Annotated in this window: 11 protein-coding genes and 1 other annotated feature; of the genes, 10 read left to right on the plus strand and 1 reads right to left on the minus strand. The window is 30.8% G+C overall.

All coding sequences use genetic code 11. The annotated features are described in order from the left end of the window. The first annotated feature begins 41 nt into the window (after positions 1-41). Genes glgB through pulA form a run of 5 tightly spaced genes read left to right on the plus strand, consistent with a single transcriptional unit; the run spans position 42 to position 7,574 of the window. Positions 42-1,940: a 1,4-alpha-glucan branching protein GlgB gene (gene glgB / locus AC4PG3_RS02540; protein WP_492197514.1), complete on the plus strand. Its 1,899-nt coding sequence runs from the start codon at positions 42-44 to the stop codon at positions 1,938-1,940. 16 nt (positions 1,941-1,956) lie between these two features. Beyond that, on the plus strand, positions 1,957-3,093 hold the full coding sequence (locus AC4PG3_RS02545) for a glucose-1-phosphate adenylyltransferase (RefSeq protein ID WP_492197515.1): 1,137 nt from the start codon (positions 1,957-1,959) through the stop codon (positions 3,091-3,093). Positions 3,094-3,104: 11 nt separating this feature from the next. Further along, the gene (glgD, locus tag AC4PG3_RS02550; protein WP_492197516.1) at positions 3,105-4,229 is read left to right on the plus strand and encodes a glucose-1-phosphate adenylyltransferase subunit GlgD; all 1,125 of its coding nucleotides are present in this window, start codon (positions 3,105-3,107) and stop codon (positions 4,227-4,229) included. A gap of 4 nt (positions 4,230-4,233) precedes the next feature. Beyond that, positions 4,234-5,709 carry a glycogen synthase GlgA gene (glgA, locus tag AC4PG3_RS02555; protein WP_492197517.1) on the plus strand — a complete coding sequence of 492 codons (1,476 nt, stop codon included), beginning with the start codon at positions 4,234-4,236 and terminating at the stop codon, positions 5,707-5,709. Continuing rightward, entirely contained in the window at positions 5,676-7,574 is a 1,899-nt protein-coding gene (gene pulA, locus AC4PG3_RS02560; RefSeq protein ID WP_492197518.1) for a type I pullulanase, read from the plus strand. The genes glgA and pulA overlap by 34 nt, the downstream gene beginning before the upstream one ends. A 21-nt stretch (positions 7,575-7,595) precedes the next feature. On the opposite strand, the gene AC4PG3_RS02565 is transcribed toward pulA, so the two are convergent. Continuing rightward, positions 7,596-8,621 carry a resuscitation-promoting factor gene (locus AC4PG3_RS02565; RefSeq protein WP_492197519.1) on the minus strand — a complete coding sequence of 342 codons (1,026 nt, stop codon included), beginning with the start codon at positions 8,619-8,621 and terminating at the stop codon, positions 7,596-7,598. Between the two features lie 300 nt (positions 8,622-8,921). Continuing rightward, positions 8,922-9,154 (plus strand) — a binding site (T-box leader). Positions 9,155-9,212: 58 nt separating this feature from the next. Between AC4PG3_RS02565 and metG the strand changes: the two genes are divergently transcribed. The 5 genes from metG to AC4PG3_RS02590 all read left to right on the plus strand — a co-directional run bounded on the left by metG (position 9,213) and on the right by AC4PG3_RS02590 (position 14,678). Then, positions 9,213-11,171 (plus strand): methionine--tRNA ligase, encoded by a 1,959-nt coding sequence (gene metG / locus AC4PG3_RS02570; protein ID WP_492197520.1) that lies wholly within the window; start codon positions 9,213-9,215, stop codon positions 11,169-11,171. A 12-nt stretch (positions 11,172-11,183) separates the two neighbouring features. Then, entirely contained in the window at positions 11,184-11,954 is a 771-nt protein-coding gene (locus AC4PG3_RS02575) for a TatD family hydrolase (protein WP_492197521.1), read from the plus strand. A gap of 118 nt (positions 11,955-12,072) precedes the next feature. Next, positions 12,073-12,621 carry a ribonuclease M5 gene (gene rnmV / locus AC4PG3_RS02580; protein WP_492197522.1) on the plus strand — a complete coding sequence of 183 codons (549 nt, stop codon included), beginning with the start codon at positions 12,073-12,075 and terminating at the stop codon, positions 12,619-12,621. Next, positions 12,608-13,474, plus strand: coding sequence for a 16S rRNA (adenine(1518)-N(6)/adenine(1519)-N(6))-dimethyltransferase RsmA (gene rsmA, locus AC4PG3_RS02585; RefSeq protein WP_492197523.1), 867 nt, complete (start codon positions 12,608-12,610; stop codon positions 13,472-13,474). The genes rnmV and rsmA overlap by 14 nt, the downstream gene beginning before the upstream one ends. 31 nt (positions 13,475-13,505) lie before the next feature. After that, positions 13,506-14,678: a hypothetical protein gene (locus AC4PG3_RS02590; protein WP_492197524.1), complete on the plus strand. Its 1,173-nt coding sequence runs from the start codon at positions 13,506-13,508 to the stop codon at positions 14,676-14,678. The last annotated feature ends 1 nt before the right edge of the window (position 14,679 follow it).

Genomic DNA, 14,679 nt, shown 5'->3' on the forward strand with positions numbered 1-14,679 from the left:
GTATAATCATGTGACATGTTCAAATATAAGGGGGCATTATTGTGGAAGAGAGAATAGTAAAAGAACATTTTTACATTGGAAGAGCTGATTTAGATGTACATCTATTCCATGAAGGTACATATTATAGATCATATGATTTTTTAGGGGCGAATAAAATAGAGAATGATGAAAAAGAATATATAAGATTTGTAGTATGGGCTCCTGGTGCAAGAGAAGTTTATTTAATAGGTGATTTTAACAATTGGGATGAAAGCAATTTGCCATTATGTAGAATTGAAAATAGTGGATTATGGGAGATATCCATATCAGATGTAAGAGAATTTGACAATTATAAATATAAAATAATCTCATCTAGTGGAGAGACTAGAATAAAGGCAGATCCTTATGCTTTCCATTCTGAAGAAAGGCCTAAGACTGCTTCCAAATATTATAACCTTAAAGGATTTCAATGGACAGATAATATTTGGATGGAAAATAGAAAGAAAAAAGACTATTCTAAAGAACCTATATCAATTTATGAAGTGAATCTATTATCTTGGCGAAAAAAGCCAGATGGAACCCAATATTCCTATAAAGAAATGGCAGAAGAATTAGTAAATTATGTGAGAAAGATGGGGTCTACCCATATAGAAATCATGCCTATAGCTGAACATCCTTACGATGGTTCATGGGGCTATCAGGTTACAGGATATTTTTCCCCTACATCTAGATATGGGACTCCAAAGGATTTTATGTACTTGGTAAATAGATGCCACAAATATAATATAGGAGTCATACTTGACTGGGTGCCAGTACATTTTTGCAAAGATGATCATGGTTTAGCTAGATTTGATGGTACATATTGTTTTGAGTCAATTGACCCTAGAAAAGCAGAAAATGAGCCTTGGGGTACCCTGAATTTTGACTTTACTAAGCCGGAAGTCCATAGTTTTTTAATATCAAATGCCATATATTGGTTTGATTATTATCATATTGATGGTCTAAGAGTAGATGCAGTAGCATATATGTTATACTATGACTTTTCTGGGAAAGACATAAAAAATATCTATGGAGGAAGAGAGAATTTAGAGGCAGTAGAATTTATAAAAAAATTAAACAGTGTTGTAGAAAAGAATTATCCAGATGTAATAATGATAGCAGAAGAATCTACTACTTGGCCTAAACTTACCTATTCTGTAGAGGATGGGGGGCTGGGGTTTGACTTTAAATGGAATATGGGATGGATGAACGATATATTAAAGTATATGGAGACAGACCCCTATTTGAAAAAAGACAAACAAGAGGCACTAACATTTAGTCTGCTATATGCATTTTCAGAAAAATTTATACTTCCTTTAAGTCACGATGAAGTAGTTCATGGGAAAAAATCTCTATTGGATAAAATGCCAGGAGAATATGAAGACAAGTTCTCAAATTTAAGACTTCTTTATTTATACATGTATGCACAACCTGGTAAAAAACTTTTATTTATGGGTGGCGAATTTGGACAATTTATAGAGTGGAATGAGTGGCAAGCTCTAGATTGGCATCTATTAGAATATGAGAGCCATAATAGAATGAAGGGATATGTAGAAGAGCTAAATAAATTATATAGAAAAGAAAAATCATTATTTACTCTCGATGATTGTTCTGAAGGGTTTAAGTGGATTGAGCACGAAAATCATAAAGATAGCATTATAGCCTTTGAAAGAATATCTGAAAATGGCGAAAAAATTATAGGGATTTTTAATTTTGGACCTGTGGAAAAAAACTCCTACCCCATAGGTGTAGACAAACTAGGAATATATAAAACATTGATAAACAGTGCTCACAAAAGATATGGTGGAAAAACTAAGAGAGTAAAGTCTTATAAAGCTAATAATGAGGGATTTCATGGAAGAGATTACTCTATCTCAGTAGATATTCCAAGATTTAGTGGTCTTTTATTAAAACTTAAGTAAATTAAGGAGGGAGAATATGATTAATAACAAAGTGGTAGCTATGTTATTAGCAGGGGGACAGGGATCCAGATTAAAAACACTCACAAAGCATATTGCTAAACCAGCGGTTCCATTTGGTGGTAAATATAGAATAATTGATTTTGCCCTTAGCAATGCAACAAATTCAGGGATATCAGATATTGGGATTCTAACACAATATAAACCCTATTTATTAAATACTCATATTGGGATAGGTTCAGCTTGGGATTATGATAGAAATGTAGGAGGACTTAGAATACTTCCACCATTTACCTCAGAAGACGGTGGTCGTTGGTATACAGGAACTGCAAATGCTATATTTGAAAATATTGACTTCATTGATGAATTAGATCCAGAGTATGTACTGATACTTTCAGGAGATCATATCTATAAGATGAATTATAATGATTTACTAATAGCACATAAAGAAAAACAAGCAGATGTAACTATAGCAGTAATGGAAGTACCTTGGGAAGATGCTTCTAGATTTGGGATAATAAATGTAGATAATAACAATAAGATAGTAGAATTTGAAGAAAAACCAGAAAATCCAAGGAACAATATGGCCTCAATGGGAATATATATGTTTAATTGGCAGAGCTTAAGAAAATACTTAGTAAAAGATCATCAAGATGAGGACTCAGTCCATGATTTTGGTAAAAATGTTTTGCCCTTAATGTTATCTGAGGGAAAATCCATGTATGCTTGGAGTTATAAAGGATATTGGAAAGATGTAGGTACTGTCACTAGCTATTGGGAAGCTAATATGGATCTTTTAGATAAAGACTGTCTGTTAAATTTATATGAGAAGGATTGGAGAATATATACAAAGTCTTTAAATTTGCCACCTCAATATATTGCAAATGGATCTAGAATAACAAATTCTTTGATAAATGAAGGCTGCTATATACTAGGTGAAGTAAATAATAGCATATTATTTAGTGAAGTAGAAATAGGAGAAGGTGCAGTAGTAAATAATTCTGTCATAATGTCAAATTGCTTAATAGAACCTGGTGCAGTAGTGAATAATTCTGTAGTCCTAGAGGGAATAACCATAAGGTCAGATGAAAAAATAGGTAGAAAAGATGATCATAAGGTGTATCTAGTCTCAGAGGAAGGGATTTTAGAGGAGTAGGGGGGATAAAAGTGGACAAATGTATTGGAATAATAAATGGAATAAATAATGAAAATAATTTTGGAAATCTTTGTAGACATAGACCTTCTTATATGTTGCCATATGGTGGTAGATATAGACTTATAGACTTTAGTCTATCCAATATGGTAAATCATGGAATAAAGAGTATAGCTTTATTTACGGGGCAAAAGCTTAGATCTACAATGGATCATATTGGCAATGGAAATCCTTGGGATTTAAATAGAAGATTCAATGGATTGTTTTTATTTCCACCTATATTAGATGGAAATATGAGAATGCCTAAAGGGAATTTACAACATTTCTACAGTGCTGAAGAATTTTTTAGACAATCAAAAGAAAAGTATGTACTAGTGTATAATCCTAATTTTATATCAAAGGTAAAATTGGATGAAGCCTTTAAACACTTTATAGATACAGATGCTGACTTTACCCTTATATATAAAAGACAAAATGATCCTTATGGTGATTTTATATATAGAGATAAAATGCATCTAGATGAATCGGGAAATCTATTAAAAATGGGAATGAATTTGGGGACAGAAAAAGAATTTAATCTTTTTATAGATATGGGATTTATAAAAAAAGAAGTATTCCTAGAGATTATAAAGAACTCTCTTGAAAGAGGAGATGTAAATGAACTAAGGGATGCGATGGTAAATAATAGAGAAAAATACAAGGTTAATACTTATGAATTTAAGGGTCATGTTGAAAATATTTCTGATATAAAAAATTATTATGATGCTAATTTAAATCTATTAAAAAAGCATATTTCAAGGGAGCTATTCTTTGAAGATGGACCTATATATACTAAATCAAAGGATGAGCCATCTACTTGGTATATAGAAGGTGCAAATGTGCAAAATTCACTAATTGCCAATGGGTGTATCATAGAAGGTAATGTACAGAATTCTATAATATTTAGAGGTGTGAAGATAGGGAAAAATGCTATAGTAAAAAATTCTGTAATAATGCAAAAGTCAGAGATAGAAGAAGATGCTATAGTGGTGAATTCTATCTTAGATAAATACACTTATATTGAAAAGGGGGCAAGACTTGCAGGAAATTCGTCTATGCCCTATGTAGTTGGAAAATATCAAAGGATAAGAAAGGATTGAAAAAATGAAGATACTATACACAGCTTCAGAGTCTGTGCCATTTATAAAGACAGGGGGCCTTGCTGATGTTGCAGGTTCCCTTCCATTAGAGTTAAAAAAATCAGGCTGTGATATTAGGGTTGTAGTTCCATTATATTCGAAGATTCCAGAAAAATATAGAAATCAGATGGAAAAAATTGGGGAATTTTATGTAGATTTAGGGTGGAGAAGACAATATGCTGGAATTTTACAGTATACCTATCAAGATGTAATATATTATTTTATAGATAATGAGTATTATTTTAAAAGAGGGAATATCTATGGGGAGTATGACGATGGAGAAAGATTTATATTTTTTTCAAAGGCTGCTACTATACTTCCCAGATGTTTGTCGTTTAAACCAGATATTATTCACAGTAATGATTGGCATACAGGGCTTATTCCACTGTATGTAAAAGATTTTGCAAAGGGAGATTTTTTTTACAGAGATATAAAAACTGTATTTACTATACACAATTTAAAATATCAAGGGATATTTCCAGATAGTATATTAGAAGATATAGCTGGATTATCTAGGGAATATATAAATGAAGACGGACTTAAATTTAATGAATGTATAAATATGATGAAAGCCGGGATTGTATATTCAAATATAATTACTACAGTTTCTAATACTTATGCAGAGGAAATTAAACATAGCTTCTTTGGAGAAGGACTTGAAGGTATAATTAGAAAGCATGAAGATAAACTAAGGGGTATAGTAAATGGAATTGACTATAATGTATATGATCCTGAAAGTGATAGATTAATAGAAAAAAACTATACTATAGATACAATAGCAGATAAAAAACAAAATAAAATGTACTTACAAGAGAAATATAATTTGCCTAAAGATGTAGACATACCATTAATAGCTATGGTTAGTAGGCTTGTTCCTATGAAGGGATTAGACTTAGTAAGAAGAATACTAGATGAATTATTACAAGAGGATATTCAAATTGTAATATTAGGTACTGGAGATAGAAAATATGAAAATCTCTTTTATTACTTTCAAGACAAATACCCTGACAAAATGGCTTCCAGGATATATTTTAACGAAGAAGAATCCCATTTAATATATGCAGGTGCAGATATATTCTTAATGCCTTCCCTTGCGGAACCTTGTGGTATCTCTCAACTCATATCTCTAAGATATGGAACTATCCCTATAGTAAGAGAGACAGGAGGACTAAGAGATACAGTAGAACCTTATAATGAATACACTGAAAAAGGCAATGGATTTAGCTTTGCCAATTTTAATGCCCATGAATTATTATTTAGCATAAAAAAGGCAATGGAATTTTATAAGGATAAAGATAAGTGGGAAAACCTAATAAAGCAGGCTATGAGTTCAAAGCATAATTGGGAAGAGTCTTCGAAGGAATATATGAGAGTATATGAAGAGATAAGTTTCGAAGGGGAGAAATTATGGGAGACTTTGGAAAAACAGATAAAAGATTAGGAATGATTTATAAAAAAGAAAGTACAACTATCAGAGTATGGTCTCCTATGAAAGAAAATATAGTATTAAATCTATACGAAGATAATAAGTTTAATGATAAAAAGAGTTTTTTGATGAAAAAATCAAAAGATGGTGTACATGAGATAGTATTAGATGGAGATTATAAGGGCTACTTTTATACTTTATTAGTAGATGGTGAATATGAGGTAACAGACCCTTATTGTATAGCATCAGCTTTAAACTCTAAAGCATCTGCTATTATAGATTTAGAAGATACAAATCCTAAAGGTTTTAAGACACATAAAATTCCTGAAGGAAACAATGATTGTGATTCTATAATCTATGAATTGCATATAAAGGATTTCACCATATCTCACACTTCAGGTGCTAAAAATAAGGGTAAATATCTAGGGCTTATAGAAAAAGATACAAATTATAATGGGTATAAAACTGGATTTGACCATCTAAAAGAATTAGGGGTCACCCATATACATTTAATGCCTGTATATGATTTTTTTACAGTAGATGAAAGAAAAGATAGCTTTTATTTTGATAAAAACTATAATTGGGGTTATGATCCAGAATTATACAATGTGCCTCAAGGTTCCTATGCAAGTGATCCAGAGGATCCAACAAATAGGATAAAGGAATTAAAACAGCTAATAATGAAGCTTCATGAAGAGGGATTTAAGGTTATACTTGATGTGGTATATAATCACACATATAAGACAGAGGAATCGAATTTTAATAGGTTGATGCCAAAATATTATCATAGGACAAACTGGGATGGAAGCTTCTCAAATGGATCTGGAACTGGAAATGAAATAGACACTGCTAAACCTATGGTGAGGAAATTCATAATAGAGTCTTTAGTTTATTGGGTAGAAGAATATAAAATAGATGGATTCAGATTTGATTTAATGGCTCTTATAGATAAGATAACTATAAAAGAGGCCCTAGATACCTTGAGAAAGATAAAACCCAATATATTAGTATATGGAGAGCCCTGGGCGGCAAGTACTAGTTTACTACCTAATGATATGATGACTATAAAGGGGACTCAGAAGGAAAACAAATTTGCTTTTTTCAATGATGATTTTAGAAACGCCTTAAAGGGAGATAATAATGGATCTGGGAGAGGATTTATACAGGGCAATAGATATTTAAAAACAGCTGTAGAAACAGGTATTGTAGGATCTATTTATTATGACAATAGGCATATAGGATTTGCCAACAATCCTAAAGAGACTATTAATTATATAAATAGCCATGATGATCTTATAATATATGATAAGATTAAAAAGACATTTCCCCATATGGCAGAAGAAGATAGAGTAAAATTAAATAAATTTGTATTTAGCATTTTATTTACATCTCAAGGTATACCCTTTTTCCATGAGGGGAATGAATTTTTAAGGACGAAATATATGATCTCAAATACTTATAATAAACCTTCAAGTATAAATGCTATAGACTGGTCGTTAAAAGAAAAAAATATAGATTTTTATAATTATTTTAAAGACTTAATAAGTTTGAGGAAAGTGTATAAAGAGTTTAGAATATGTAATAAAACTGAAATATTAAAGAATCTAAAGTTCTTTAAAAATCTAAATTTAGAGAATGTAATAGGATATACAATAAAGGCTGAGGATGGATATTTACTGGTGTTACATAATGCTAATTTTTATTTTGTGAATATAAATAAAAGACAAATAGAAACACATTTGACAGAATATCAAAGCTTTAAAAGAAAAGATATAAAAATAAATATTATATTTTACGAAAATGGATTAATAGAAGAAAGTAAGTATTATGATATATTAAATATCCCATATTTTACTACAAGAATATATAAATTAAAATAGGTTCCCGAAGGGGAACCTATTTTAATCTAATATATAAACTTTTACATTTCTTCTACCAAAGTTTCTAACATCTGTAGAAGACTCAAAAAACAAATCAATTTTATTTCCTTTAATAGTCCCGCCTTTATCTTCTGCTACAGCAAAGCCATAGTCCTTAGTTCCATCTAAGGATTGTATATACAACTTAGTTCCTAAAGGTATAACTCTAGGATCTACAGCAACTACGCCAGGTCTAACCTTTGTACCGGACGCTGTTATGCCGTAATATTTATCACCGGGTTTTTTTCCTGTACTTTGAAAAGAAAGATCATAGGCTGATGCATTCATAGTTATTGCCTTTTTATATCTAGTATCTCCTCTAGATGTATTTATAGTATTTCTTAAACCTGTTTCTACTATATGATCTGAAACTTCTTGTATTACTTCATCTTTTTTCACTTTTGAAACAACTAGTTCATCATTAATATATAGATTATATGTGTGTTTTTCTCTTAGTCCATCTGCTCCCTCTTGAATAACTTTATTTACTCCAACATCTAAATCTCTGGTTGTAGTGACTATTTTTTCGTGAGGAATAACTATTTCTTCAACAATAGTTTCTTCTCTTACTCTAAATAGTCTAATAGTACCGTTGGGTTCTATTTCCTGATTCAATTTGGGATAAGTATAATCACCATCTGTAAGCTGGGTGTTTTGATCTTCTAATATTTTTTCTACAGTATTATAAACTGATTTCACCTTTGTTACAGCTCCATTGTCATCAATGTAATAAGTTTTTAAATTATTTATGATAATATTTGAATTGTCTTCTAGCTTAGCATCTAAAGGAACATTTATATAGGCTCCTTCTTTAAAATTTATATCTTCTTGTTGGATGAACTTTTCCACAGTTTTTGCATAGGAAACTATGTTAAACTCTTCGCCGTCTACTTCTAAGGATACCTCTACTCCCTTATACATATAGACTCCTAAAGATAATGTGGCAACTATAACTAATAATATTAAAACTCTAAACTTATCAGCAATAGTAGCTTTATTGTTTTCCATTATTTACCTCCTAAATTTTGTAAAAAAATTTGTAACTAATTTGTAACTTTTTACTATTGTTGTATTGTAAACTATAAATTTAATTTTGTCAAATTATCACCTGCGTATCCGCAATATTCTGAAAAAATACTACATATTAACAATAATATTATTTATGCTTTTAAGGAAATTTATATATTTTTTAATATTTGTTTCCATTTATATGATAATTTATTCCTTTTTCATTATATTTGTGAATTGACAAATATATGCTTATTTCGTATAATATTTATTAAATTAAGCATAATATAGAAAAACATAGAAAAGATAGAGATGGGAAGAGTAAGATATACTTTATTCATTAGAGAACTGGAGTAGGTGAAAACCAGTGTATAGAGTTTATCCTAAGATGGCCCCAGAATCTTACAGCCCAAATAGATTAAGCTGTAACGTAGGCATATGTTAGAATGCAAGGTTATATACCTATTAAGATTTAGATTGAAAAATTTAGATAAATTAGAGTGGTACCGCGAACTCATACCTTCGTCTCTATAGAGATGGAGGTATTTTTTAGTAGAGGATTTTTAAATTTTAGAAGGAGGAATACGAAAGATGAAGACTTATTACATCACAACACCGATTTATTACCCTAGTGATAATCTACATATAGGGCATACTTATACCACAGTGGCTGCAGATTCTCTTAAAAAGTTTAAGACATTACAAGGATATGATTCCTATTTTGTAACTGGTACAGATGAACATGGTCAAAAAATTCAAGATAAAGCAAAAGAAAGTGGAGTAACTCCAAAGCAATATGTAGACAATATAGTCGCAGATATCAAAAAGCTTTGGAAGATGTTAGAGATTGATTATGATGAGTTTATAAGGACTACAGATACTCATCATGAAAAGGCAATCCAAGATATATTTACAAAGCTTTATGAAAAAGGAGAGATATATAAATCTCATTATAAAGGACATTACTGTACACCATGTGAATCATTTTGGCAAGAATCTCAACTTATAGATGGAAATTGTCCGGATTGTGGTAGACCTACCCATATTGCTGAGGAAGAAGCATACTTTTTTAAGCTTTCAAAATACACAGACAAACTTCTAAAGCTATACGAAGATAATCCAGAATTTTTACTACCAGAATCTAGAAAAAATGAAATGGTAAATAACTTTTTAAAAGAAGGTCTAGAAGACTTATGTGTATCTAGAACTAGCTTCGACTGGGGAGTAAAGGTACCTTTTGACCCTGAACATGTAATATATGTATGGATAGACGCATTATCATGTTATTTAACTGCTTTAGGATATGGAACTGAAGACGATTCAAAATATAGAAAATACTGGCCAGCAAATGTACATCTAGTAGGTAAAGAAATTGTTAGATTTCATACTATAATTTGGCCTGCACTATTGATGGCCTTAGATATAGAACTACCAGATAGAGTATTTGGTCATGGATGGATACTATTTGATGATGATAAGATGTCTAAATCAAAGGGGAATATAATTTATCCAGAGCCTATAATAGAAAAATATGGAATAGATGCATTTAAATATTTTTTACTTAGAGAATTTCACTTTGGTCAAGATGGATCCTTTACTCGTGAAAAGTTTTTACAAAGAGTAAACTCTGATCTTGCCAATGATCTTGGAAATTTAGTAAGTAGAACAGTATCAATGATAGAAAAATATAATGATGGTGAGATTAAAGCTGCTTCTACAACAGATGAGATAGATGACTCACTAAAGGATTTGGCACTATCAGCAGCTGATAAGGTAGAAGAACATATGGATAAATTAAATTATTCTGGAGCTTTAGAAGAGATATGGAAATTAGTTAGAAGGACAAATAAATATGTAGATGAGACTATGCCATGGGTACTTGCAAAAGAAGATGATAAATCTAGACTAGATACAGTTTTATATAATCTTGCTGAAAGTTTAAGAATTGTATCTATACTAATAAAACCTTTTATGGAAAAGACTTCAATACAAATTAGAGAGCAATTAGGAATTAAAGAAGAGGCAGATTGGAAAGATGCAAAGGTGTGGGGCAATTTAGAATTGGGTAGTAAAGTATCAAAGGGAGAGATAATATTCCCTAGACTAGATATCGAAAAAGAATTAGAAGATTTAGCAAATAAAAATCAAGAACTAATAGACAAAAGAGTTAACACAAAGAAAAAGGAGAATACGGACATGGAAAATTCACAGGAAAATACTGTTACAACTGTTACATTAGATGATTTTGATAAATTAGAGTTCAAAGTGGCAAAGGTTGAAAAATGTGAAGATCATCCAAATGCAGATAAATTATTGGTATTTACATTAAAATTAGGAGAAGAGACTAGACAAGTAGTATCAGGAATCAAAAAATTCTACAATAAAGAAGATTTAGTAGGTAAGAGGGTTATAGTAATTACAAATTTAAAACCTGTGAAACTTAGAGGTGTAGAGTCAAATGGAATGATTCTTTCAGCGGAAGATAAGGATGGAAATCTATCTCTTCTTACTACATTGGAAGATATAGAAAGCGGATCCACTATTGCATAGGAGGAATTTAAAATGCTAATAGACAGTCATGCTCATTTAGATGATGAAAAATTTGATTTAGATAGAGAGTATTTAATTGAAAACTTAAAGGAAAATGGAGTAGAACTAGTCATGAATATAGGGGCAGATTTACAAAGTAGTATAAATTCTGTAAATCTAGCCAAAGAGTATGAAAATGTCTATGCTGTAGTGGGGGTCCATCCCCACTCAGCTAAGGATGTTACAGATGAAACCCTAGAGGAGATAAGACAACTTGCTGGAGAAGAAAAAGTAGTAGCAATTGGAGAAATTGGACTAGACTATCATTATGACTATTCGCCTAGAGACATACAAAAGAAACAATTTATATCCCAGTTAAAACTTGCTAAGGAACTAGAGCTTCCTGTGGTAATTCACTCAAGGGAAGCCACACAGGAAACTTTGGATATCATAAAAAAAGAAGTGGAAGATGGAGGGCTTCGAGGAGTACTCCATGCATTTTCTGGAAGTCCTGAGATTGCAAGAGAATATATAAAGTTAGGATTTTTAATTTCAATAGGTGGGCCTATTACATTTAAGAATGCAAAAGTAGTAAAGGAAGTAGCAAAGGAAATTTCCTTAGAGCATATGATAATAGAAACAGATTCTCCTTATCTAACTCCTGTACCTTATAGGGGAAAGAGGAATGAGCCTATATTTGTAAAGTATGTGGCAGAGGAAATTGCAAAGATAAAGGATATAGATGTGGAAGAAGTCATAAGGATTACAAATGAGAACACTAAGAGGCTTTTTGATATAAAGTAGGATAGGTTGTAAAAATGATTTTAAGTCTGTCATTCCGAGCCTGTGGAGGGATCTATGGTTTAAAGCTTAAGATCCTTCACTATGCTCAGGAAGACAAGAAACAGAAAGAAGTGAAACAATGATAAAAGAAGTAATTGTAGTAGAGGGAAAAGATGATATAGCTGCTGTAAAAGCTGCTTTAGATGCAGAGCTTATATCTACAAATGGATTTAGGTTTAAAAGAGATTTAATACCTACTTTAAAAAAACTTCAAAAAAGAAGAGGTCTTATTATCCTCACTGATCCTGATTATGCAGGAGAACAGATTAGAAGGAGAATCTCTAGTGAGATAAAGGGGTGTAAGCATGCCTTCTTACCCCAAGGTAAAGCTCTTAAAAAGGGAGATATTGGAGTTGAAAATGGTAATAGTGAAGATATTATAGAGGCGATAAAAAAGGCTAGACCTGAGGAAGAACAAAGGGTAGATCTATTTACAGAAGATGATATGTTAAACTATGGATTAAATGGAGGAAAAGGCTCTAGGGAGAAAAGAGACAAATTAGGTCATATATTAGGCATAGGATATGGAAATAGTAAACAGTTTTTAAATAGACTAAATAGTTTTAAAGTATCAAAAGAAGAGTTCTATAATGCACTAGAAAGGATAGAAAAGAATGGGAAAAGATAGACTTTATTCACCTAAGTATGTAAAGTTTTTGTTAGATAAGTACGGATTTAAATTTTCTAAATCTCTAGGGCAAAATTTTTTAATTGATGGAAATATCGTAAGAGGCATAGTAAATGGAGCTGGAATAAAATCAAGTGACAATGTATTAGAAATTGGCCCAGGTTTTGGAACTCTTACTGAAGAATTAGCCTTAAATGCCAAAAAAGTAGTATCTATAGAATTAGATAAAAAGCTTTTACCAGTTTTAGAAGATACTTTGAAAGACTATAAAAACACAAAGATTATTCCAGGGGACATACTAGATATTCCATTAGACAAATTAATAAAAGAAGAATTTAATGGAGAAAAGGTAAAGGTAGTAGCAAACTTGCCATATTATGTAACTACTCCTATTTTGGGAAGGCTTTTAGAAGAAGATTTAAATATTGAATCTATAACTGTTATGGTGCAAAAGGAAGTTGCTGAGAGAATGGTTGCAAAATCTGGCAATAAGATCTATGGAGCTTTATCACTATTTGTAAATTTCTATACCCATCCTGAAATTATATTAAAAGTTCCTAAGACTGTATTTATGCCTCAACCAAAAATAGATTCTGCAGTTATACATCTTAAATTAAAAGAAGATTTACCAGAGGTAGATAAAGATAAGTTTTTTAAAATAGTAAAGGCTAGTTTTTCAAAGAGGAGAAAGACAATTGTAAATTCCCTATCTAATTCAGAATTAAATTTAGAAAAAGATATAATCAAAGATTCTTTAGAAATGGCTAATATAAGCTTAAATAGCAGAGCTGAAAATTTATCTTTAGAAGATTTTATCAATATTAGTACAATATTGCCTCCTTTAAACATATAAATATATAAATGTTTAATAAGGAGGTATTTTTATGGCTAATAATTTGAAGTATTCTAGGAAGTTTATCATTCTAAAAAAAGAATATTCCAATATGAGAAATCTAAATCCTAAGGGTCACGGCAAAATAGAACTAAGAGGACCTAGATTGAATATTTCTCTAAATATTGAGAATGGGGAAAAAAACACTTACTATAATGCGATTTTATTAAGTGGTATTAAAAAGTACGAACTAGGGAAAATATATTTAGAAGATCGAACAAGGGGAAGGGGAGAGTTTACACTAAATTATAAAGATTTGGAATCTTTAGGCTTTTCTCTAGACAAGATAAATGCTATACTAATTTTAAGAGATGATAAAGTACTGCTTGGAAACTATATAAATAAAAATGATGGATCTATTGAACGATATTTGAATGATAACATAGAAATAAATAATTTGGAAGAAGAAGTAGTAGAAGAAGTAGTAGAAGAGGAGTTAAAACAAGGTGAAGAAGCAAAAGAAATAGAGAAAGTGGAAGAAACAGAAAAAGTAGAAGAAATATATGAAATAAAAGAAGATATAAAGTTAGAAGAGAAAGAAGAAATCTCTGAAAAGAAGGATGTCGAGGCAATAAAGGAAGAAGAGACACCAAAGGAAAACAAACCTATAGAAGATGAAATAACAGAATTAGAATATGAAAAAGCAATTACAACTGTATTTGAACCAAATCATTCTAGATTAAATGTAGATATTGAAAACAAAATAGATAAAGTAGAAAAAAGAGATCAAACTACTGATTATATATTAAATATATTGAGTTTTTTCCCATATGCAGAGCCTTTTAAAATTGATTTGAAAGGATATAATTGGTGGAGGATAGATATAGATAATCCATTAGAAGAAAAGGGTTTTCTACCTTATTTTAGCTATATAACTGGTGGAAATCAAAAATACCCTATCATAAGAGATGCAATACATGCAAGTGAATTGATGAAAATTCATAAACACTATATATTTGGTCTCTACAATGAGAGTAAAAAAGTTAAGTTTTATGTGTATGGAGTTCCAGGTAAATTTACATCTAAGGAACACCCTGGCAGAGGATTAACTGGATTTGGAACCTGGTTTGAAGGTAAAGATGGAGAGGGATACTGGCTATTGTATATAGATCCAAGTACTGGAAGGATAATCTATCCAATAAACCCAATGATACCTAAGGATTAAA

It is taken from the genome of Tissierella sp. QWL-11 (assembly GCF_058683765.1).